Annotated in this window: 19 protein-coding genes; 15 read left to right on the top strand and 4 right to left on the bottom strand. The window is 51.3% G+C overall.

Annotation, left to right across the window (positions count from 1 at the left end; all coding sequences use genetic code 11):
• Nucleotides 1–147: 147 nt before the first annotated feature.
• The 4 genes from yaeI to map form a co-directional block, all read right to left on the bottom strand.
• The gene (gene yaeI, locus BEB42_RS22875; RefSeq protein WP_000633010.1) at nt 148–960 is read right to left on the bottom strand and encodes a phosphodiesterase YaeI; all 813 of its coding nucleotides are present in this window, start codon (nt 958–960) and stop codon (nt 148–150) included.
• A 52-nt stretch (nt 961–1,012) separates the two neighbouring features.
• Nucleotides 1,013–1,837, bottom strand: coding sequence for a 2,3,4,5-tetrahydropyridine-2,6-dicarboxylate N-succinyltransferase (gene dapD, locus BEB42_RS22870; RefSeq protein ID WP_001186656.1), 825 nt, complete (start codon nt 1,835–1,837; stop codon nt 1,013–1,015).
• A 30-nt stretch (nt 1,838–1,867) separates the two neighbouring features.
• Nucleotides 1,868–4,540: a bifunctional uridylyltransferase/uridylyl-removing protein GlnD gene (glnD, locus tag BEB42_RS22865; protein WP_105267572.1), complete on the bottom strand. Its 2,673-nt coding sequence runs from the start codon at nt 4,538–4,540 to the stop codon at nt 1,868–1,870.
• Nucleotides 4,541–4,601: 61 nt separating this feature from the next.
• Complete coding sequence (gene map / locus BEB42_RS22860) at nt 4,602–5,396, bottom strand: type I methionyl aminopeptidase (protein WP_001018200.1); 795 nt, start codon at nt 5,394–5,396, stop codon at nt 4,602–4,604.
• A gap of 367 nt (nt 5,397–5,763) precedes the next feature.
• Between map and rpsB the strand changes: the two genes are divergently transcribed.
• From rpsB to rnhB, 15 genes are all read left to right on the top strand, one after another.
• A complete protein-coding gene (gene rpsB, locus BEB42_RS22850; protein ID WP_000246882.1) occupies nt 5,764–6,489 on the top strand; it encodes a 30S ribosomal protein S2 in 726 nt (241 codons plus the stop codon).
• Nucleotides 6,490–6,746: 257 nt separating this feature from the next.
• Nucleotides 6,747–7,598, top strand: coding sequence for a translation elongation factor Ts (gene tsf, locus BEB42_RS22840; RefSeq protein ID WP_000818114.1), 852 nt, complete (start codon nt 6,747–6,749; stop codon nt 7,596–7,598).
• A gap of 146 nt (nt 7,599–7,744) precedes the next feature.
• Nucleotides 7,745–8,470 carry a UMP kinase gene (gene pyrH, locus BEB42_RS22835; protein ID WP_000224573.1) on the top strand — a complete coding sequence of 242 codons (726 nt, stop codon included), beginning with the start codon at nt 7,745–7,747 and terminating at the stop codon, nt 8,468–8,470.
• 291 nt (nt 8,471–8,761) lie between these two features.
• Entirely contained in the window at nt 8,762–9,319 is a 558-nt protein-coding gene (gene frr, locus BEB42_RS22830) for a ribosome recycling factor (protein WP_000622418.1), read from the top strand.
• Between the two features lie 91 nt (nt 9,320–9,410).
• The gene (gene ispC / locus BEB42_RS22825; RefSeq protein ID WP_000811923.1) at nt 9,411–10,607 is read left to right on the top strand and encodes a 1-deoxy-D-xylulose-5-phosphate reductoisomerase; all 1,197 of its coding nucleotides are present in this window, start codon (nt 9,411–9,413) and stop codon (nt 10,605–10,607) included.
• A 188-nt stretch (nt 10,608–10,795) separates the two neighbouring features.
• Nucleotides 10,796–11,554, top strand: a complete 759-nt coding sequence (gene ispU / locus BEB42_RS22820; RefSeq protein WP_001295562.1) for a (2E,6E)-farnesyl-diphosphate-specific ditrans,polycis-undecaprenyl-diphosphate synthase — start codon at nt 10,796–10,798, stop codon at nt 11,552–11,554.
• A gap of 12 nt (nt 11,555–11,566) precedes the next feature.
• Nucleotides 11,567–12,424, top strand: coding sequence for a phosphatidate cytidylyltransferase (gene cdsA, locus BEB42_RS22815; RefSeq protein ID WP_000922437.1), 858 nt, complete (start codon nt 11,567–11,569; stop codon nt 12,422–12,424).
• An 11-nt stretch (nt 12,425–12,435) separates the two neighbouring features.
• On the top strand, nt 12,436–13,788 hold the full coding sequence (gene rseP, locus BEB42_RS22810; RefSeq protein WP_001295561.1) for a sigma E protease regulator RseP: 1,353 nt from the start codon (nt 12,436–12,438) through the stop codon (nt 13,786–13,788).
• Between the two features lie 29 nt (nt 13,789–13,817).
• Complete coding sequence (bamA, locus tag BEB42_RS22805) at nt 13,818–16,250, top strand: outer membrane protein assembly factor BamA (RefSeq protein ID WP_105267571.1); 2,433 nt, start codon at nt 13,818–13,820, stop codon at nt 16,248–16,250.
• Between the two features lie 121 nt (nt 16,251–16,371).
• Entirely contained in the window at nt 16,372–16,857 is a 486-nt protein-coding gene (gene skp / locus BEB42_RS22800; RefSeq protein ID WP_000758956.1) for a molecular chaperone Skp, read from the top strand.
• A gap of 3 nt (nt 16,858–16,860) precedes the next feature.
• Nucleotides 16,861–17,886: a UDP-3-O-(3-hydroxymyristoyl)glucosamine N-acyltransferase gene (gene lpxD / locus BEB42_RS22795; RefSeq protein WP_001139282.1), complete on the top strand. Its 1,026-nt coding sequence runs from the start codon at nt 16,861–16,863 to the stop codon at nt 17,884–17,886.
• 104 nt (nt 17,887–17,990) lie between these two features.
• Nucleotides 17,991–18,446 carry a 3-hydroxyacyl-ACP dehydratase FabZ gene (fabZ, locus tag BEB42_RS22790; protein ID WP_000210739.1) on the top strand — a complete coding sequence of 152 codons (456 nt, stop codon included), beginning with the start codon at nt 17,991–17,993 and terminating at the stop codon, nt 18,444–18,446.
• A gap of 3 nt (nt 18,447–18,449) precedes the next feature.
• Nucleotides 18,450–19,238 carry an acyl-ACP--UDP-N-acetylglucosamine O-acyltransferase gene (gene lpxA, locus BEB42_RS22785; RefSeq protein ID WP_000565958.1) on the top strand — a complete coding sequence of 263 codons (789 nt, stop codon included), beginning with the start codon at nt 18,450–18,452 and terminating at the stop codon, nt 19,236–19,238.
• A complete protein-coding gene (lpxB, locus tag BEB42_RS22780; protein WP_000139668.1) occupies nt 19,238–20,386 on the top strand; it encodes a lipid-A-disaccharide synthase in 1,149 nt (382 codons plus the stop codon). The genes lpxA and lpxB overlap by 1 nt, the downstream gene beginning before the upstream one ends.
• Nucleotides 20,383–20,979 carry a ribonuclease HII gene (rnhB, locus tag BEB42_RS22775; protein WP_000569424.1) on the top strand — a complete coding sequence of 199 codons (597 nt, stop codon included), beginning with the start codon at nt 20,383–20,385 and terminating at the stop codon, nt 20,977–20,979. The genes lpxB and rnhB overlap by 4 nt, the downstream gene beginning before the upstream one ends.
• Nucleotides 20,980–20,983: the final 4 nt, after the last annotated feature.

Here is a 20,983-nt window from a genome sequence, read left to right as displayed (position 1 = left end):
ATGAGTCAGTAAATTGTGCTTATTTTAGCATTTGGCCTGGCCCGCCCGGCTCGACTGTGATCGCAGAAAGCCTTTTTCTTCCAGACTTCTATCATGGCGTAAAAATCAAAAAATTACCTGCTTTATTCTGGCGATAAAATTCACGTTCTACACCAGTTCCAGCATCGTTACTTCCGGGCGGCTGTTCAGACGCAAACCATATAAACTGCCCACGCCGCGGGTTGTGTAGATGTGTCGTTCGCCAAAGGCATTTAATCCGGCGACGTAACGTTTATCTTCGACAGGGGCAAAAGGTTCACCAACCAACGGTACGCGCAGTTGCCCGCCGTGAGTATGGCCGCACAGCATCAGATCCCAGGGATCATCACGCATGACTTCTTTGCTGTCGGGATTATGCGCCAGCACCAGTCTTGGCAGATTGGCTTCGCTGGCGGGAGGCGGTTTGCATTGTCCGGCCCATAAGTCACCGGTGCCTACCAGTTCGAATTGCCTGTTCGGCGTGGCGATCACCGTAGCCTGGTTAAACAACACCGTGATGCCCACTGATTTCAACGTCTCGCCAATTAAGTGATTTTTTTCTGTACCAACAGGGCGATCGTGGTTGCCGAAGCAGGCAAACGTCGGCGCACATTCGGCAAGGGGGGAGAGTACGTCACTAAACGCCGAAAAATTCAGCGGCATATCAAATAATACGTAATCGCCGCCCAGTAATATCAAATCGGGCTTTTGTTCTATGCCAAGAGCAATCGCGTCAGAAATCAGGCTTAAAGGAACAAAACGAGAGTAATGGAGATCGGCCAGAAACAGAATTTTGAATGGTGCGGCTTTTTCTTCAAAAAAGGCGAAGCGGTGATGGCTTAATTCAAGCCAGCCGGGTTCCAGGTAATGCATATAACCGAAACCTGAACTCACCGTTAACGTCGCGGCGGCAGCCTGTAAAAAACGCCTGCGTGTGATCATCATTCATCCCTGTAAAAAAACGGGCAGCTTCATGCTGCCCGTGTACTTACTTTTAGTCGATGGTGCGTAGCAGTTCGTTAATGCCAACTTTGCCGCGAGTTTTCGCGTCAACTTTCTTAACGATCACCGCACAGTAGAGGCTGTATTTGCCATCTTTCGACGGCAGATTACCTGAAACAACCACAGACCCCGCCGGAACGCGACCGTAGTGGATTTCGCCGGTTTCACGGTCGTAAATACGGGTGCTTTGACCAATGTATACGCCCATAGAGATGACGGAACCTTCTTCGACAATTACGCCTTCAACCACTTCAGAGCGCGCGCCGATGAAGCAGTTATCTTCAATGATGGTCGGATTAGCCTGCAGCGGCTCCAGCACGCCGCCGATACCTACGCCACCGGAAAGGTGGACATTTTTACCAATCTGCGCACAGGAACCGACGGTCGCCCAGGTATCAACCATGGTGCCTTCATCAACATATGCGCCGATGTTGACGTAAGACGGCATCAGCACGGTGTTACGGGCAATGAACGCGCCCTGACGCACTGCCGCTGGTGGCACGACGCGGAAGCCTTCTTTCTGGAAACGTGCTTCATCGTAGTTAGCGAATTTCATTGGCACTTTGTCGAAGTAGCGGCTTTCTGCCCCTTCGATCACCTGATTATCATTAATACGGAAAGAGAGCAGCACCGCTTTTTTCAACCACTGATGCGTCACCCACTGACCGTCAATTTTTTCCGCTACACGCAGTGCGCCGGAATCCAGCAGGGCGATCACCTGATTTACCGCTTCGCGGGTAACGGTGTCTGCATTGGCTGGCGTGATCTCGGCACGGCGTTCAAAAGCGGTTTCAATAATGTTCTGTAACTGCTGCATTGTTAAACTCTTTTCATATCAGTAAACACATCACCCTTTATCGTTTGGATTGAGGGCCTCTGTCAACCGCTGATGCACTTCCTGCTGCAACTCGTTATTAAGCGCACGCCGGTCAGCGGTGGCAATTATGAATAAATCTTCTACTCGCTCGCCAATGGTTGTAATTCGGGCACCATGAAGCGAAATTCCCAGATCGGCAAAAATTTTCCCGACTCGCGCCAGCAAGCCAGGTTGGTCGAGGGCGATCAGTTCGAGGAACGATTTGCGGTCGGTATGGGTCGGCAAAAACGTCACTTCGGTTTCAACAGTAAAATGGCGCAATTTGGCAGGCTGGCGACGCGGCTGCGGTGGCTGCCAGCTACTTTGTGTCAGTACTTGCTCCAGACCAAACCGAATAACCTCATGACGATCGGCGGACAGCGGGCTGCCATCGGGTTCCAGCACTATAAAGGTATCCATCGCCATACCGTCACGAGTGGTGAAAATTTGTGCGTCGTGGACACTTAAATTGCGGCGGTCTAATTCGGCACAGACGGCAGCAAACAGATAGGGGCGGTCCGGGCTCCAGATAAAAATCTCGGTGCCTCCACGCGTAGCCTGCGGGCTAAGCAGTACCAGCGGTTTGCTTAAATCATGCTGTAATAAATGGCGTGCGTGCCAGGCCAGTTGATTTGGGCTATGACGGACAAAATAGTTAGCGCGACAGCGTGACCAAATTTGGTGCAGCGCCTCTTCGTCGATGTTATCCATGCGCAGTAGTGCCAGCGCCTGGAGTTGGTGATGGCGAACCCGTTCGCGCATATCCGGCGTGTTTTGCATTCCGCGTCGTAGCTGCTTTTCGGTGGCAAAATAGAGTTCGCGCAACAGACTTTGCTTCCAGCTATTCCACAGTGTTTCGTTGGTGGCGCAAATGTCAGCCACTGTCAGGCATACCAGATAGCGCAGACGATTTTCCGTTTGAACTTCTTCGGCAAACTGCTTGATGACTTCCGGGTCCTGAATATCGCGGCGCTGAGCTGTCACCGACATCAACAAGTGCTGGCGAACCAGCCAGGCCACCAGCTGTGTTTCGCGTGAGTTCAGCCCGTGGAGTTCGGCAAAATGCACTACATCCTGAGCACCGAGAATGGAGTGGTCTCCGCCGCGTCCTTTGGCGATATCGTGAAACAGCGCGGCGATGAAAATCAGCTCAGTTGACGGCAGGCGCGGCCAGACGTCCACACACAACGGATGGCGCTGTCGCGTTTCTTCACTGGCAAAACTCTCCAGTTTCAACATCACGCGGATAGTATGTTCATCCACCGTGTAGGCGTGGAACAGGTCAAACTGCATCTGCCCGACGATATGCGACCATTGCGGCATATACGCGCCGAGCACGCTATGGCGATGCATTGGCAATAGTCCGCGTCGCACCGCTCCGGGGTGGCGTAGAATGCTCAAAAACAGTTTTCGCGCTTCCGGAATATTGCACAGTGGTTGTTGCAGATGGCGACGGGCGTGGCGCAACTGGCGCAGCGTGGTGGAGTAAATGCCGGTGATCGCACTGTTGCGCACCATGGTGTAGAACATACGCAAGATGGCTTCCGGCTGGCGCATAAACAGTGTTTCATCGCGCAGGTCGATTAGCGTACCGCGTAGCTGAAACTCATCGTCGATTGGACGTGGTTTTTCGTCGGCGGGCAGGGCGAGGATGGCTTCATCGAACAGTTGCAGCAGCATCTGGTTGAGTTCGCTGACGCGGCGCGTAACGCGGAAGTAATCCTTCATCATCCGCTCGACGGGTTCGTTACCTTCGCCACTGTAATTCAGACGCTGGGCGACGCTAAGCTGGCGATCAAACAGCAGGCGATTATCGTAACGGCTGACGACCAGATGCAGGGCAAAGCGAATACGCCACAATATATGCAGACATTCGTTTAATTCCGCCCGCTCCGCTGAGGTTAAGAAGCCAAACCCTACCATTTCATCCAGTGAAGTCGCGCCAAAATGACGGCGGGCAACCCATTGCAGAGTGTGGATATCACGCAAGCCGCCGGGGCTACTTTTGATGTCTGGCTCAAGGTTGTAGCTGGTGCCGTGGTAACGCTGATGGCGCTGGTTCTGTTCTTCAACTTTCGCTGCGTAGAATTTGTCGGAAGGCCAGAATCCTTCGCTGAAAATATGTTTTTGCAGTTCGAGGAATAACGCAACATCGCCAATTAACAAGCGGGATTCGATTAAATTGGTGGCGACGGTTAAATCCGATAACCCTTCCAGTATGCACTCCTCAAGCGTGCGTACGCTATGACCGACTTCCAGCTTCACATCCCAGAGCAGCGTTAATAGCTCGCCAACTTTCTGTGCCTGATCGTCCGGGAGTTTCTTACGGCTTAAGATCAGTAAATCGATGTCGGAAAGTGGATGCAATTCACCGCGGCCATAGCCACCGACGGCAACCAATGCCCGGTCGGCAATCTGGCTGAATCCCGCTTCAATCCATAACCGTTGCAGGAGTTGGTCGATAAACTCGGTGCGTGCCTCAATCAATTGTTCTGCGGAGTTCCCATTGTCAAAGGCATCACCCAGCCAACGCTGGAAGGTATCAATATGGGCTTTTATCCCACAAACGGTTAATTCATCACGGGGCCAGGCGCATGGATTTTGCGGTTGACCGGGCAGGGTGGGGAGAGCGGTGTTTGCATACTGTTCTGGAAGGGTATTCATTGTGCGCCACCCATAAGATTAAATTATCGTATTAAAAAAGCCGGCATTCGCCGGCTTCATCTTATTCTTCGTGCGAGATTATCGCTGGGATGGTGTCATCCTTGCGTAGCGTCAGAATTTCGCAGCCGTTATCGGTCACCACAATAGTATGCTCATATTGTGCAGACAAGCTGCGATCTTTGGTTTTTACCGTCCAGCCATCTTTCATGGTGCGGATCTCTTTTTTGCCCGCGTTGACCATTGGCTCGATGGTGAAGGTCATCCCCGGTTTCAGCACGACGTTGGTTTCACGGGAGTCATAGTGCAGCACCTGCGGTTCTTCGTGGAAGCCGCGACCAATACCGTGTCCGCAATATTCACGAACGACGGAGAAGCCTTCTGCTTCGACAAATTTCTGAATCGCCGCACCGATTTCGCGCAGATTAATGCCCGGTTTTACCATGCGCAGCGCCAGGTAAAGGCTCTCTTGCGTTACGCGGCACAGACGTTCGCCCATGATGGTTGGCTTACCGACGATAAACATTTTTGAGGTATCGCCGTGGAAACCATCTTTGATTACAGTGACGTCGATGTTAACGATATCGCCATCTTTCAGCAGCTTGGCGTCGTCCGGGATACCGTGGCATACCACTTCATTAATAGAGATACACACGGATTTCGGATAGCCGTGATAGCCGAGGCAGGCAGAAACCGCGTGTTGTTCATTAACAATGTAATCATTACAGATGCGATCCAGCTCGCCGGTGCTGACGCCCGGTTTAACATACGGTTCGATCATTTCCAGCACTTCGGCAGCCAGTCGGCCAGCGACGCGCATTTTTTCGATATCTTCAGGGGTCTTGATTGAGATAGCCATTAATTCTGTCCATCAGCGTCGGTGATACCGACAATATATATGTAAGTGTCGTCAATGGTATCACACCCGGGCAAATTGAGAATCATTCTGAATTTCGCCAAACGTGCCACTGAACGTTTTCTATAATAGAAAATTCATCGTCTGATGCTGTACACAGCGCCAACAATTATTGGTGTCCACGACGTATTTGTGGTATAAAGCGCGCCGGACTTCCGATCCATTTCGTATACACAGACTGGACGGAAGTGACAATCTCACTTTGTGTAACAACACACACGTATCGGCACATATTCCGGGGTGCCCTTTAGGGTCGGTAATATGGGATACGTGGAGGCATAACCCCAACTTTTATATAGAGGTTTTAATCATGGCAACTGTTTCCATGCGCGACATGCTCAAGGCTGGTGTTCACTTCGGTCACCAGACCCGTTACTGGAACCCGAAAATGAAGCCGTTCATCTTCGGTGCGCGTAACAAAGTTCACATCATCAACCTTGAGAAAACTGTACCGATGTTCAACGAAGCTCTGGCTGAACTGAACAAGATTGCTTCTCGCAAAGGTAAAATCCTTTTCGTTGGTACTAAACGCGCTGCAAGCGAAGCGGTGAAAGACGCTGCTCTGAGCTGCGACCAGTTCTTCGTGAACCATCGCTGGCTGGGCGGTATGCTGACTAACTGGAAAACCGTTCGTCAGTCCATCAAACGTCTGAAAGACCTGGAAACTCAGTCTCAGGACGGTACTTTCGACAAGCTGACCAAGAAAGAAGCGCTGATGCGCACTCGTGAGCTGGAGAAACTGGAAAACAGCCTGGGCGGTATCAAAGACATGGGCGGTCTGCCGGACGCTCTGTTTGTAATCGATGCTGACCACGAACACATTGCTATCAAAGAAGCAAACAACCTGGGTATTCCGGTATTTGCTATCGTTGATACCAACTCTGATCCGGACGGTGTTGACTTCGTTATCCCGGGTAACGACGACGCAATCCGTGCTGTGACCCTGTACCTGGGCGCTGTTGCTGCAACCGTACGTGAAGGCCGTTCTCAGGATCTGGCTTCCCAGGCGGAAGAAAGCTTCGTAGAAGCTGAGTAATAAGGCTTGATAACTCCCCCAAAATAGTTCGAGTTGCAGAAAGGCGGCAAGCTCGAGAATTCCCGGGAACTTACATCAGTAAGTGACCGGGATGAGCGAGCGAAGACAACGCATCTGCGGCGCGAAATATGAAGGGGGAGAGCCCTTATAGACCAGGTAGTACACGTTTGGTTAGGGGGCCTGCATATGGCCCCCTTTTTCACTTTTATATCTGTGCGGTTTAATGCCGGGCAGATCACATCTCCGAGGATTTTAGAATGGCTGAAATTACCGCATCCCTGGTAAAAGAGCTGCGTGAGCGTACTGGCGCAGGCATGATGGATTGCAAAAAAGCACTGACTGAAGCTAACGGCGACATCGAGCTGGCAATCGAAAACATGCGTAAGTCCGGTGCTATTAAAGCAGCGAAAAAAGCAGGCAACGTTGCTGCTGACGGCGTGATCAAAACCAAAATCGACGGCAACTACGGCATCATTCTGGAAGTTAACTGCCAGACTGACTTCGTTGCAAAAGACGCTGGTTTCCAGGCGTTCGCAGACAAAGTTCTGGACGCAGCTGTTGCTGGCAAAATCACTGACGTTGAAGTTCTGAAAGCACAGTTCGAAGAAGAACGTGTTGCGCTGGTAGCGAAAATTGGTGAAAACATCAACATTCGCCGCGTTGCTGCGCTGGAAGGCGACGTTCTGGGTTCTTATCAGCACGGTGCGCGTATCGGCGTTCTGGTTGCTGCTAAAGGCGCTGACGAAGAGCTGGTTAAACACATCGCTATGCACGTTGCTGCAAGCAAACCAGAATTCATCAAACCAGAAGATGTATCCGCTGAAGTGGTAGAAAAAGAATACCAGGTACAGCTGGATATCGCGATGCAGTCTGGTAAGCCGAAAGAAATCGCAGAGAAAATGGTTGAAGGCCGCATGAAGAAATTCACCGGCGAAGTTTCTCTGACCGGTCAGCCGTTCGTTATGGAACCAAGCAAAACTGTTGGTCAGCTGCTGAAAGAGCATAACGCTGAAGTGACTGGCTTCATCCGCTTCGAAGTGGGTGAAGGCATCGAGAAAGTTGAGACTGACTTTGCAGCAGAAGTTGCTGCGATGTCCAAGCAGTCTTAATTATCGAAAAGGAGCCGCCTGAGGGCGGCTTCTTTTTGCGCCCATCTTGTAAATTCAGCTAACCCTTATGGGGCTGCGCTGAAAAGCGACGTACAATGTCGCCGGTATTAATTCATTTCAATCGTTGACAGTCTCAGGAAAGAAACATGGCTACCAATGCAAAACCCGTCTATAAACGCATTCTGCTTAAGTTGAGTGGCGAAGCTCTGCAGGGCACGGAAGGCTTCGGTATTGATGCAAGCATACTGGATCGCATGGCTCAGGAAATCAAAGAACTGGTTGAACTGGGTATTCAGGTTGGTGTGGTGATTGGTGGGGGTAACCTGTTCCGTGGCGCTGGTCTGGCGAAAGCGGGTATGAACCGCGTTGTGGGCGACCACATGGGGATGCTGGCGACCGTAATGAACGGCCTGGCAATGCGTGATGCACTGCACCGCGCCTATGTGAACGCTCGTCTGATGTCCGCTATTCCATTGAATGGCGTGTGCGACAGCTACAGCTGGGCAGAAGCTATCAGCCTGTTGCGCAACAACCGTGTGGTGATCCTCTCCGCCGGTACAGGTAACCCGTTCTTTACCACCGACTCAGCAGCTTGCCTGCGTGGTATCGAAATTGAAGCTGATGTGGTGCTGAAAGCAACCAAAGTTGACGGCGTGTTTACCGCTGATCCGGCGAAAGATCCAACCGCAACCATGTACGAGCAACTGACTTACAGCGAAGTGCTGGAAAAAGAGCTGAAAGTCATGGACCTGGCGGCCTTCACGCTGGCTCGTGACCATAAATTACCGATTCGTGTTTTCAACATGAACAAACCGGGTGCGCTGCGCCGTGTGGTAATGGGTGAAAAAGAAGGGACTTTAATCACGGAATAATTCCCGTGATGGATAAATAAGGGTAAGATTCCGCGTAAGTATCGCGGGGGCGTAAGTCTGGTTATAAGGCGTTATTGTTGCAGGCAGTTTGGTCACGGCCAGCGCGCAGCAACCGGAGCGTACACAAGTACGTGAGGATGGCGAGCACTGCCCGGGGCCAAAATGGCAAATAAAATAGCCTAATAATCCAGACGATTACCCGTAATATGTTTAATCAGGGCTATACTTAGCACACTTCCACTGTGTGTGACTGTCTGGTCTGACTGAGACAAGTTTTCAAGGATTCGTAACGTGATTAGCGATATCAGAAAAGATGCTGAAGTACGCATGGACAAATGCGTAGAAGCGTTCAAAACCCAAATCAGCAAAATACGCACGGGTCGTGCTTCTCCCAGCCTGCTGGATGGCATTGTCGTGGAATATTACGGCACGCCGACGCCGCTGCGTCAGCTGGCAAGCGTAACGGTAGAAGATTCCCGTACTCTGAAAATCAACGTGTTTGATCGTTCAATGTCTCCGGCCGTTGAAAAAGCGATTATGGCGTCCGATCTTGGCCTGAACCCGAACTCTGCGGGTAGCGACATCCGTGTTCCGCTGCCGCCGCTGACGGAAGAACGTCGTAAAGATCTGACCAAAATTGTTCGTGGTGAAGCAGAACAAGCGCGTGTTGCAGTACGTAACGTGCGTCGTGACGCGAACGACAAAGTGAAAGCACTGTTGAAAGATAAAGAGATCAGCGAAGACGACGATCGCCGTTCTCAGGACGATGTACAGAAACTGACTGATGCTGCAATCAAGAAAATTGAAGCGGCGCTGGCAGACAAAGAAGCAGAACTGATGCAGTTCTGATTTCTTGAACGACAAAAACGCCGCTCAGTAGATCCTTGCGGATCGGCTGGCGGCGTTTTGCTTTTTATTCTGTCTCAACTCTGGATGTTTCATGAAGCAACTCACCATTCTGGGCTCGACCGGCTCGATTGGTTGCAGCACGCTGGACGTGGTGCGCCATAATCCCGAACACTTCCGCGTAGTTGCGCTGGTGGCAGGCAAAAATGTCACTCGCATGGTAGAGCAGTGCCTGGAATTCTCTCCCCGCTATGCCGTAATGGACGATGAAGCGAGTGCGAAACTTCTTAAAACGATGCTACAGCAACAGGGTAGCCGCACCGAAGTCTTAAGTGGTCAGCAGGCAGCTTGTGATATGGCAGCACTTGAAGATGTTGATCAGGTGATGGCAGCTATTGTTGGCGCAGCTGGCCTGTTGCCTACGCTTGCTGCGATCCGCGCGGGTAAAACCATTTTGCTGGCCAATAAAGAATCACTGGTCACTTGCGGACGTCTGTTTATGGACGCCGTAAAGCAGAGTAAAGCGCAATTGTTACCAGTCGATAGCGAACATAACGCCATTTTTCAGAGTTTACCGCAACCTATCCAGCATAATCTGGGATACGCTGACCTTGAGCAAAATGGCGTGGTGTCCATTTTGCTTACCGGGTCTGGTGGCCCTTTCCGTGAGACGCCATTGCGCGATTTGGCAACAATGACGCCGGATCAAGCCTGCCGTCATCCGAACTGGTCGATGGGGCGTAAAATTTCTGTCGATTCGGCTACCATGATGAACAAAGGTCTGGAATACATTGAAGCGCGTTGGTTGTTTAACGCCAGTGCCAGCCAGATGGAAGTGCTGATTCATCCGCAGTCAGTGATTCACTCAATGGTGCGTTATCAGGACGGCAGTGTTCTGGCGCAGTTGGGTGAACCGGATATGCGTACGCCAATTGCCCACACCATGGCCTGGCCGAATCGCGTGAACTCTGGTGTGAAGCCGCTCGATTTTTGCAAACTCAGTGCGTTGACATTTGCCGCACCGGATTATGATCGTTATCCATGCCTGAAACTGGCGATGGAGGCGTTCGAACAAGGCCAGGCAGCGACGACAGCATTGAATGCCGCAAACGAAATCACCGTTGCTGCTTTTCTTGCGCAACAAATCCGCTTTACGGATATCGCCGCGTTGAATTTATCCGTACTGGAAAAAATGGATATGCGCGAACCACAATGTGTGGACGATGTGTTATCTGTTGATGCGAACGCGCGTGAAGTCGCCAGAAAAGAGGTGATGCGTCTCGCAAGCTGAGGATAATCCGGCTACAGAGAGTCGTGCTATTTGTTAGCGTAGGGCTTCAGTGATATAGTCTGCGCCATCTGACCATAAGTAGTTGGCTTTATAAGGTCAGGTATGCCGTGGTTTTACACGGCTTTTTTTTGTATAGGCTTCAGTATTCCTGAGTACCGTAAACCCTGTCAGGGAATAAGAAACGCGTGATGTTGTCTGCTACTCAACCACTTAGCGAAAAATTGCCAGCGCATGGCTGTCGTCATGTTGCGATCATTATGGACGGCAATGGTCGCTGGGCAAAAAAGCAAGGGAAGATTCGTGCCTTTGGGCATAAAGCCGGGGCAAAATCCGTCCGCCGGGCTGTCTCTTTTGCGGCCAACAACGGTATTGAGGCGTTAACTCTGTATGCCTTTAGTAGTGAAAACTGGAACCGACCAGCGCAGGAAGTCAGTGCGTTAATGGAACTGTTTGTGTGGGCGCTTGATAGCGAAGTAAAGAGTCTGCACCGACATAACGTACGTCTGCGTATTATTGGCGATACCAGTCGCTTTAACTCGCGTTTGCAAGAACGTATTCGTAAATCGGAAGCGCTAACAGCCGGAAATACCGGTCTAACGCTGAATATTGCGGCGAACTACGGTGGACGTTGGGATATAGTCCAGGGAGTCAGGCAACTGGCTGAAAAGGTGCAGCAAGGAAACCTGCAACCAGATCAGATAGATGAAGAGATGCTAAACCAGCATGTCTGTATGCATGAACTGGCCCCTGTAGATTTAGTAATTAGGACTGGGGGGGAGCATCGCATTAGTAACTTTTTGCTTTGGCAAATTGCCTATGCCGAACTTTACTTTACAGATGTTCTCTGGCCCGATTTCGATGAACAAGACTTTGAAGGGGCGTTAAATGCCTTTGCTAATCGAGAGCGTCGTTTCGGCGGCACCGAGCCCGGTGATGAAACAGCCTGATGGGGGTCGCTTTTGCTGAAGTATCGCCTGATATCTGCTTTTGTGTTAATACCCGTCGTCATCGCGGCATTGTTTCTGTTGCCGCCGGTGGGGTTCGCCATTGTAACGCTGGTGGTCTGCATGCTGGCAGCGTGGGAATGGGGACAGCTTAGCGGTTTTACCACTCGCTCGCAGCGAGTATGGTTGGCGGTGTTATGTGGGTTATTGTTGGCGCTGATGCTTTTTCTGTTGCCGGAATATCACCGAAATATTCATCAACCGCTGGTTGAAATCTCACTTTGGGCTTCGCTGGGTTGGTGGATTGTCGCGCTATTGCTGGTGCTGTTTTACCCAGGTTCCGCAGCAATCTGGCGTAACTCTAAAACATTGCGCATTATTTTTGGCGTGCTAACCATTGTTCCCTTCTTCTGGGGCATGCTGGCGTTACGGGCCTGGCACTACGACGAGAATCATTACAGTGGCGCAATATGGCTGCTCTATGTCATGATCCTGGTATGGGGCGCTGACTCTGGCGCATATATGTTTGGCAAATTGTTTGGTAAACATAAGCTGGCACCGAAGGTTTCTCCGGGTAAAACCTGGCAAGGCTTTATCGGTGGACTCGCGACTGCAGCGGTAATCTCATGGGGTTATGGCATGTGGGCGAATCTCGACGTCGCTCCCGTCACCTTACTCATTTGCTCTATTGTCGCAGCGTTAGCCTCAGTACTCGGCGATCTGACCGAGAGTATGTTTAAGCGTGAAGCAGGAATTAAGGACAGCGGTCATTTAATTCCAGGACACGGTGGTATTTTAGATCGTATTGATAGTCTGACGGCTGCGGTACCGGTCTTTGCTTGCTTGTTGTTACTGGTATTCAGGACGCTTTAACGGAAGGTATTATGCTGAGTTTTCTCTGGGATTTGGCTTCGTTCATCGTTGCACTGGGTGTACTTATCACCGTGCATGAATTTGGTCATTTCTGGGTTGCCCGGCGTTGTGGTGTTCGCGTTGAGCGTTTCTCAATAGGTTTTGGCAAGGCGCTCTGGCGCCGAACTGATAAGCTAGGCACCGAATATGTCATCGCCCTGATCCCGTTGGGCGGTTATGTCAAAATGCTGGATGAGCGCGCAGAACCGGTTGTTCCGGAACTCCGCCACCATGCCTTCAATAATAAATCTGTCGGCCAACGTGCGGCGATTATTGCCGCAGGTCCGGTTGCAAACTTCATTTTTGCTATCTTTGCCTACTGGCTGGTTTTTATTATTGGTGTACCTGGCGTACGTCCGGTGGTTGGCGAAATAGCAGCCAATTCGATAGCTGCGGAAGCACAAATTGCACCAGGTACGGAACTAAAAGCCGTAGATGGTATCGAAACGCCTGATTGGGATGCCGTGCGTTTGCAGTTGGTCGATAAAATTGGCGATGAAAGCACCACCATTACGGTAGCGCCATTTGGCAGCGACCAACGACGGGATGTAAAGCTCGATTTACGTCACTGGGCGTTTGAGCCTGATAAAGAAGATCCGGTATCTTCGCTGGGGATTCGTCCTCGTGGCCCGCAAATTGAACCTGTACTGGAAAATGTGCAGCCAAACTCGGCCGCAAGTAAGGCAGGTTTGCAAGCAGGCGACAGGATCGTTAAAGTCGATGGTCAGCCCTTAACGCAGTGGGTGACCTTTGTGATGCTTGTCCGGGATAACCCGGGTAAATCCTTAGCGTTAGAAATCGAAAGACAGGGGAGTCCCTTGTCTTTGACATTAATCCCGGAGAGTAAACCGGGTAATGGTAAAGCGATTGGTTTTGTCGGTATTGAGCCGAAAGTCATTCCTTTGCCAGATGAGTATAAAGTTGTACGCCAGTATGGGCCGTTCAACGCTATCGTCGAAGCCACGGACAAAACGTGGCAGCTGATGAAGCTGACGGTCAGTATGCTGGGAAAATTGATCACCGGTGATGTGAAACTGAACAACCTCAGTGGGCCGATCTCTATCGCCAAGGGGGCTGGGATGACAGCGGAACTCGGGGTTGTTTATTACCTGCCGTTTCTTGCGCTCATTAGCGTGAACTTAGGGATAATTAACCTGTTTCCGTTGCCCGTACTTGACGGGGGGCATCTGCTGTTCCTTGCGATCGAAAAGATCAAGGGCGGACCGGTATCCGAGCGGGTTCAAGACTTTTGTTATCGCATTGGCTCGATTTTGCTGGTGCTGTTAATGGGGCTTGCACTTTTCAATGATTTCTCTCGGTTATGAGAGTTAGTTAGGAAGAACGCATAATAACGATGGCGATGAAAAAGTTGCTCATAGCGTCGCTGCTGTTTAGCAGCGCCACCGTATACGGTGCTGAAGGATTCGTAGTGAAAGATATTCATTTCGAAGGCCTTCAGCGTGTCGCCGTTGGTGCGGCCCTCCTCAGTATGCCGGTGCGCACAGGCGACACGGTTAATGATGAAGATATCAGTAATACCATTCGCGCTCTGTTTGCTACCGGCAACTTCGAGGATGTTCGCGTCCTTCGTGATGGTGATACCCTTCTGGTTCAGGTAAAAGAACGTCCGACCATTGCCAGCATTACTTTCTCCGGTAACAAATCGGTGAAAGATGACATGCTGAAGCAAAACCTCGAGGCTTCTGGCGTGCGTGTGGGCGAATCCCTCGATCGCACCACCATTGCCGATATCGAGAAAGGTCTGGAAGACTTCTACTACAGCGTCGGTAAATATAGCGCCAGCGTTAAAGCTGTCGTGACCCCGCTGCCGCGCAACCGTGTTGACCTAAAACTGGTGTTCCAGGAAGGTGTGTCAGCTGAAATCCAGCAAATTAACATTGTTGGTAACCATGCTTTCACCACCGACGAACTGATCTCTCATTTCCAACTGCGTGACGAAGTGCCGTGGTGGAACGTGGTAGGCGATCGTAAATACCAGAAACAGAAACTGGCGGGCGACCTTGAAACCCTGCGCAGTTACTATCTGGATCGCGGTTATGCCCGTTTCAACATCGACTCTACCCAGGTCAGTCTGACGCCAGATAAAAAAGGTATTTACGTCACGGTGAACATCACCGAAGGCGATCAGTACAAGCTTTCTGGCGTTGAAGTGAGCGGTAACCTTGCCGGGCACTCCGCTGAAATTGAGCAGTTGACTAAGATCGAGCCGGGCGAGCTGTATAACGGCACCAAAGTGACCAAAATGGAAGATGACATTAAAAAGCTTCTTGGTCGCTACGGTTATGCCTATCCGCGCGTACAGTCGATGCCTGAAATTAACGATGCTGACAAAACCGTTAAATTACGTGTGAACGTTGATGCGGGTAACCGTTTCTATGTGCGTAAGATCCGTTTTGAAGGTAACGATACCTCGAAAGATGCCGTCCTGCGTCGCGAAATGCGTCAGATGGAAGGTGCATGGCTGGGGAGCGATCTGGTCGATCAGGGTAAGGAGCGTCTGAATCGTCTGGGCTTCTTTGAAACTGTCGATACCGATACCCAACGTGTTCCGGGTAGCCCGGACCAGGTTGATGTAGTCTACAAGGTGAAAGAACGTAACACCGGTAGCTTCAACTTCGGGATTGGTTACGGTACTGAAAGTGGCGTGAGCTTCCAGGCTGGTGTGCAACAGGATAACTGGTTAGGTACGGGTTATGCTGTTGGTATCAACGGGACCAAAAACGATTACCAGACCTATGCTGAACTGTCGGTAACCAACCCGTACTTCACCGTAGATGGCGTAAGCCTCGGTGGTCGTCTCTTCTATAATGACTTCCAGGCAGATGACGCCGACCTGTCCGACTATACCAACAAGAGTTATGGTACAGACGTGACGTTGGGCTTCCCGGTTAACGAATATAACTCGCTGCGTGCAGGTCTGGGTTATGTACATAACTCCCTGTCCAACATGCAGCCTCAGGTTGCGATGTGGCGTTATCTGTACTCTATGGGTGAACATCCGAGTACCTCTGATCAGGATAACAGCTTCAAAACGGACGACTTCACGTTCAACTATGGTTGGACCTATAACAAGCTTGACCGTGGTTACTTCCCGACAGATGGTTCACGTGTCAACCTGACCGGTAAAGTGACCATTCCGGGATCGGATAATGAATACTACAAAGTGACGTTAGACACGGCGACTTATGTGCCGATCGATGACGATCACAAATGGGTTGTTCTGGGTCGTACCCGCTGGGGTTATGGTGATGGTTTAGGCGGCAAAGAGATGCCGTTCTACGAGAACTTCTATGCCGGTGGTTCCAGCACCGTGCGTGGCTTCCAGTCCAATACCATTGGTCCGAAAGCAGTTTACTTCCCGCATCAGGCTAGTAATTATGATCCGGACTATGATTACGAATGTGCGACTCAGGACGGCGCGAAAGACCTGTGTAAATCGGATGATGCTGTAGGCGGTAACGCTATGGCGGTTGCCAGCCTCGAGTTCATCACCCCGACGCCGTTCATTAGCGACAAGTATGCTAACTCGGTTCGTACTTCCTTCTTCTGGGATATGGGTACCGTTTGGGATACAAACTGGGATTCCAGCCAATATTCTGGATATCCGGACTATAGTGATCCAAGCAATATCCGTATGTCTGCGGGTATCGCATTACAATGGATGTCCCCATTGGGGCCGTTGGTGTTCTCCTACGCCCAGCCGTTCAAAAAGTACGATGGAGACAAGGCAGAACAGTTCCAGTTTAACATCGGTAAAACCTGGTAAGTGTTCTCCACAAAGGAATGTAGTGGTAGTGTAGCGATGACTTTAGGCGATCAATATAAGATCGCCGGGCCACGCAAAGAACTGCACCCTCCGGTGCAAATGGGATGGTAAGGAGTTTATTGTGAAAAAGTGGTTATTAGCTGCAGGTCTCGGTTTAGCACTGGCAACTTCTGCTCAGGCGGCTGACAAAATTGCAATCGTCAATATGGGCAGCCTGTTCCAGCAGGTAGCGCAGAAAACCGGTGTTTCTAACACGCTGGAAAATGAGTTCAAAGGCCGTGCCAGCGAACTGCAGCGTATGGAAACCGATCTGCAGGCTAAAATGAAAAAGCTGCAGTCCATGAAAGCGGGCAGCGATCGTACCAAACTGGAAAAAGACGTGATGGCTCAGCGCCAGACTTTTGCTCAGAAAGCGCAGGCTTTTGAGCAGGATCGCGCTCGTCGTTCCAACGAAGAACGTGGCAAACTGGTTACTCGTATCCAGACTGCTGTGAAATCCGTTGCCAACAGCCAGGATATCGATCTGGTTGTTGATGCAAACGCCGTTGCTTACAACAGCAGCGATGTAAAAGACATCACTGCTGACGTACTGAAACAGGTTAAATAAGTAATGCCTTCAATTCGACTGGCTGATTTAGCGCAGCAGTTGGATGCAGAACTACACGGTGATGGCGATATCGTCATCACCGGCGTTGCGTCCATGCAATCTGCACAAACAGGTCACATCACGTTCATGGTTAACCCAAAATACCGTGAGCATTTAGGCTTGTGCCAGGCGTCCGCGGTTGTCATGACCCAGGACGATCTTCCTTTCGCGAAAAGTGCCGCGCTGGTAGTGAAGAACCCCTACCTGACTTACGCGCGCATGGCGCAAATTTTAGATACCACGCCGCAGCCTGCGCAGAACATTGCACCCAGTGCAGTGATTGACGCGACGGCGAAGCTGGGTAACAACGTATCGATTGGCGCTAACGCGGTGATTGAGTCCGGCGTTGAACTGGGCGATAACGTGATTATCGGTGCCGGTTGCTTCGTAGGTAAAAACAGCAAAATCGGTGCAGGTTCGCGTCTCTGGGCGAACGTAACCATTTACCATGAGATCCAGATCGGTCAGAATTGCCTGATCCAGTCCGGAACAGTGGTAGGCGCAGACGGCTTTGGCTATGCCAACGATCGGGGTAACTGGGTGAAGATCCCACAGATTGGTCGCGTAATTATTGGCGATCGCGTGGAGATCGGTGCCTGTACTACTATCGATCGCGGTGCGCTGGATGACACCGTTATTGGCAATGGCGTGATCATTGATAACCAGTGCCAGATTGCACATAACGTCGTGATTGGCGACAATACGGCGGTTGCCGGTGGCGTCATTATGGCGGGAAGCCTGAAAATTGGTCGTTACTGCATGATCGGCGGAGCCAGCGTAATCAATGGGCATATGGAAATATGCGACAAAGTGACGGTTACGGGCATGGGTATGGTGATGCGTCCCATCACTGAACCAGGCGTCTATTCCTCAGGCATTCCGCTGCAACCCAACAAAGTCTGGCGCAAAACCGCTGCACTGGTGATGAACATTGATGACATGAGCAAGCGTTTAAAATCGCTTGAGCGCAAGGTTAATCAACAAGACTAACGTTCCATCTTTTGTTCGCCAAACTTTACGGCCTGTCTCATTCTTACGATTGCGGCAGGCCGTGTTATTATTGTCGTTTCTTATATTTTGACAGGAAGAGTATCTTGACTACTAACACTCATACTCTGCAGATTGAAGAGATTTTAGAACTTCTGCCGCACCGTTTCCCGTTCTTACTGGTGGATCGCGTGCTGGATTTTGAAGAAGGTCGTTTTCTGCGCGCAGTAAAAAATGTCTCTGTCAATGAGCCATTCTTCCAGGGCCATTTTCCTGGAAAACCGATTTTCCCGGGTGTGCTTATTCTTGAAGCAATGGCACAGGCAACAGGTATTCTGGCGTTTAAGAGCGTAGGAAAACTGGAACCGGGCGAGCTGTACTACTTCGCCGGTATTGACGAAGCGCGCTTCAAGCGCCCGGTCGTGCCAGGCGATCAAATGATCATGGAAGTCACTTTCGAAAAAACGCGCCGCGGCCTGACCCGTTTTAAAGGGGTTGCTCTGGTCGACGGTAAAGTAGTTTGCGAAGCAACGATGATGTGTGCTCGTAGCCGGGAGGCCTGATACGTGATTGATAAATCCGCCTTTGTGCATCCAACCGCCATTGTGGAAGAGGGCGCATCGATTGCCGCCAATGCTCACATTGGTCCTTTTTGTATCGTTGGACCCCATGTCGAAATTGGTGAGGGTACCGTACTGAAATCTCACGTTGTCGTGAATGGTCATACTAAAATTGGCCGCGACAATGAGATTTATCAGTTCGCCTCCATCGGCGAAGTCAACCAGGATCTTAAATATGCTGGCGAACCGACCCGTGTGGAAATCGGCGATCGTAACCGCATTCGCGAAAGCGTCACCATTCATCGTGGCACAGTCCAGGGCGGTGGATTGACGAAGGTGGGCAGCGACAACTTACTGATGATCAACGCGCACATTGCGCACGATTGTACGGTAGGTAACCGCTGCATCCTCGCCAACAACGCAACGCTGGCGGGTCATGTATCGGTAGACGACTTCGCGATCATCGGCGGCATGACCGCAGTCCATCAGTTCTGCATCATTGGTGCGCACGTGATGGTTGGCGGCTGTTCCGGTGTGGCGCAGGACGTCCCTCCTTATGTCATTGCGCAGGGTAACCACGCAACGCCGTTCGGTGTCAACATCGAAGGGCTGAAGCGCCGCGGATTCAGCCGTGAGGCGATTACCGCTATCCGCAATGCGTATAAGCTGATTTATCGCAGCGGTAAAACGCTCGATGAAGTGAAACCGGAAATTGCCGAACTGGCGGAAACATATCCGGAAGTGAAAGCGTTTACCGATTTCTTTGCACGCTCAACGCGCGGTCTGATTCGTTAATGACTGAACAGCGTCCATTAACGATTGCCCTGGTCGCCGGAGAAACCTCCGGCGATATCCTGGGGGCCGGTTTAATCCGTGCTCTGAAAGAACGTGTGCCCAACGCCCGATTTGTTGGTGTTGCCGGGCCACGAATGCAGGCCGAAGGCTGCGAAGCCTGGTACGAAATGGAAGAGCTGGCGGTGATGGGCATTGTTGAAGTGCTCGGGCGTCTGCGTCGCTTACTGCATATTCGTGCCGATCTGACAAAGCGTTTTGGCGAACTGAAGCCAGATGTTTTTGTCGGCATTGATGCACCTGACTTCAATATTACCCTCGAAGGTAATCTTAAAAAGCAGGGTATCAAAACCATTCATTACGTCAGTCCGTCCGTCTGGGCGTGGCGACAGAAACGCGTTTTCAAAATAGGCAGAGCCACCGATCTGGTGCTCGCATTTCTGCCTTTCGAAAAAGCGTTTTATGACAAATACAACGTGCCGTGCCGTTTTATCGGTCACACCATGGCTGATGCCATGCCGTTAGATCCAGATAAAAATGCCGCCCGTGATGTGCTGGGGATCCCTCACGATGCTCACTGTCTTGCGTTGCTGCCGGGAAGTCGTGGTGCGGAAGTGGAGATGCTTAGTGCCGATTTCCTGAAAACGGCCCAGCTTTTGCGCCAGACGTACCCCGATCTGGAGATCGTGGTGCCGCTGGTGAATGCCAAACGCCGTGAGCAGTTTGAGCGTATCAAAGCGGAAGTTGCGCCAGATCTTTCGGTTCATCTGCTGGATGGGATGGGCCGTGAGGCGATGGTCGCCAGTGATGCGGCGCTACTGGCGTCGGGTACGGCAGCCCTGGAGTGCATGCTGGCGAAATGCCCGATGGTGGTGGGATATCGCATGAAGCCTTTTACCTTCTGGCTGGCGAAGAGGCTGGTGAAAACCGAGTATGTCTCGCTGCCAAATTTGCTGGCGGGCAGAGAGTTAGTCAAAGAATTATTGCAGGAAGAGTGTGAGCCGCAAAAACTGGCTGCGGCGCTGTTACCGCTGTTGGCGAACGGGAAAACCAGCCACGCGATGCACGATACCTTCCGTGAACTGCATCAGCAGATCCGCTGCAATGCCGATGAGCAGGCGGCACAAGCCGTTCTGGAGTTAGCACAATGATCGAATTTGTTTATCCACACACGCAGCTGGTTGCGGGTGTGGATGAAGTTGGACGCGGGCCGTTGGTTGGCGCGGTGGTTACCGCTGCGGTGATCCTTGACCCGGCGCGCCCGATTGCTGGGCTGAATGATTCCAAAAAGCTGAGCGAAAAACGCCGTCTGGCGCTCTGCGAAGAGATCAAAGAGAAAGCGTTAAGCTGGAGTCTGGGCCGCGCGGAACCCCACGAAATCGACGAACTGAATATTTTACACGCGACCATGCTGGCGATGCAGCGCGCCGTCGCGGGGCTGCATATTGCGCCGGAATATGTGTTGATTGATGGTAACCGCTGCCCAAAATTACCGATGCCTTCGATGGCAGTGGTGAAAGGCGATAGCCGCGTACCGGAAATCAGTGCTGCGTCTATCCTGGCGAAAGTGACGCGCGACGCTGAAATGGCGGCGCTGGATATTGTTTTCCCGCAATATGGTTTTGCCCAGCACAAAGGGTATCCAACCGCTTTTCATCTGGAAAAACTGGCTGAATATGGCGCGACTGAACATCATCGTCGCAGCTTTGGGCCTGTCAAACGCGCACTGGGACTTGCGTCCTGATTCT

The sequence above is a fragment of the Escherichia sp. MOD1-EC5990 genome (assembly GCF_002965285.1).
GTDB lineage: Bacteria > Pseudomonadota > Gammaproteobacteria > Enterobacterales > Enterobacteriaceae > Escherichia > Escherichia coli_F.
This window is presented reverse-complemented; position numbering and strand designations above follow the sequence as displayed.

Coding starts and splice junctions, on each gene's coding strand:
- dapD (WP_001186656.1), bottom strand. CDS start 1,837: ATGCAGCAGTTACAGAACATTATTGAAACCGCTTTTGAACGCCGTGCC.
- yaeI (WP_000633010.1), bottom strand. CDS start 960: ATGATCACACGCAGGCGTTTTTTACAGGCTGCCGCCGCGACGTTAACG.
- rseP (WP_001295561.1), top strand. CDS start 12,436: ATGCTGAGTTTTCTCTGGGATTTGGCTTCGTTCATCGTTGCACTGGGT.
- glnD (WP_105267572.1), bottom strand. CDS start 4,540: ATGAATACCCTTCCAGAACAGTATGCAAACACCGCTCTCCCCACCCTG.
- tsf (WP_000818114.1), top strand. CDS start 6,747: ATGGCTGAAATTACCGCATCCCTGGTAAAAGAGCTGCGTGAGCGTACT.
- bamA (WP_105267571.1), top strand. CDS start 13,818: ATGGCGATGAAAAAGTTGCTCATAGCGTCGCTGCTGTTTAGCAGCGCC.
- lpxD (WP_001139282.1), top strand. CDS start 16,861: ATGCCTTCAATTCGACTGGCTGATTTAGCGCAGCAGTTGGATGCAGAA.
- lpxB (WP_000139668.1), top strand. CDS start 19,238: ATGACTGAACAGCGTCCATTAACGATTGCCCTGGTCGCCGGAGAAACC.
- rpsB (WP_000246882.1), top strand. CDS start 5,764: ATGGCAACTGTTTCCATGCGCGACATGCTCAAGGCTGGTGTTCACTTC.
- rnhB (WP_000569424.1), top strand. CDS start 20,383: ATGATCGAATTTGTTTATCCACACACGCAGCTGGTTGCGGGTGTGGAT.
- ispU (WP_001295562.1), top strand. CDS start 10,796: ATGTTGTCTGCTACTCAACCACTTAGCGAAAAATTGCCAGCGCATGGC.
- pyrH (WP_000224573.1), top strand. CDS start 7,745: ATGGCTACCAATGCAAAACCCGTCTATAAACGCATTCTGCTTAAGTTG.
- ispC (WP_000811923.1), top strand. CDS start 9,411: ATGAAGCAACTCACCATTCTGGGCTCGACCGGCTCGATTGGTTGCAGC.
- map (WP_001018200.1), bottom strand. CDS start 5,396: ATGGCTATCTCAATCAAGACCCCTGAAGATATCGAAAAAATGCGCGTC.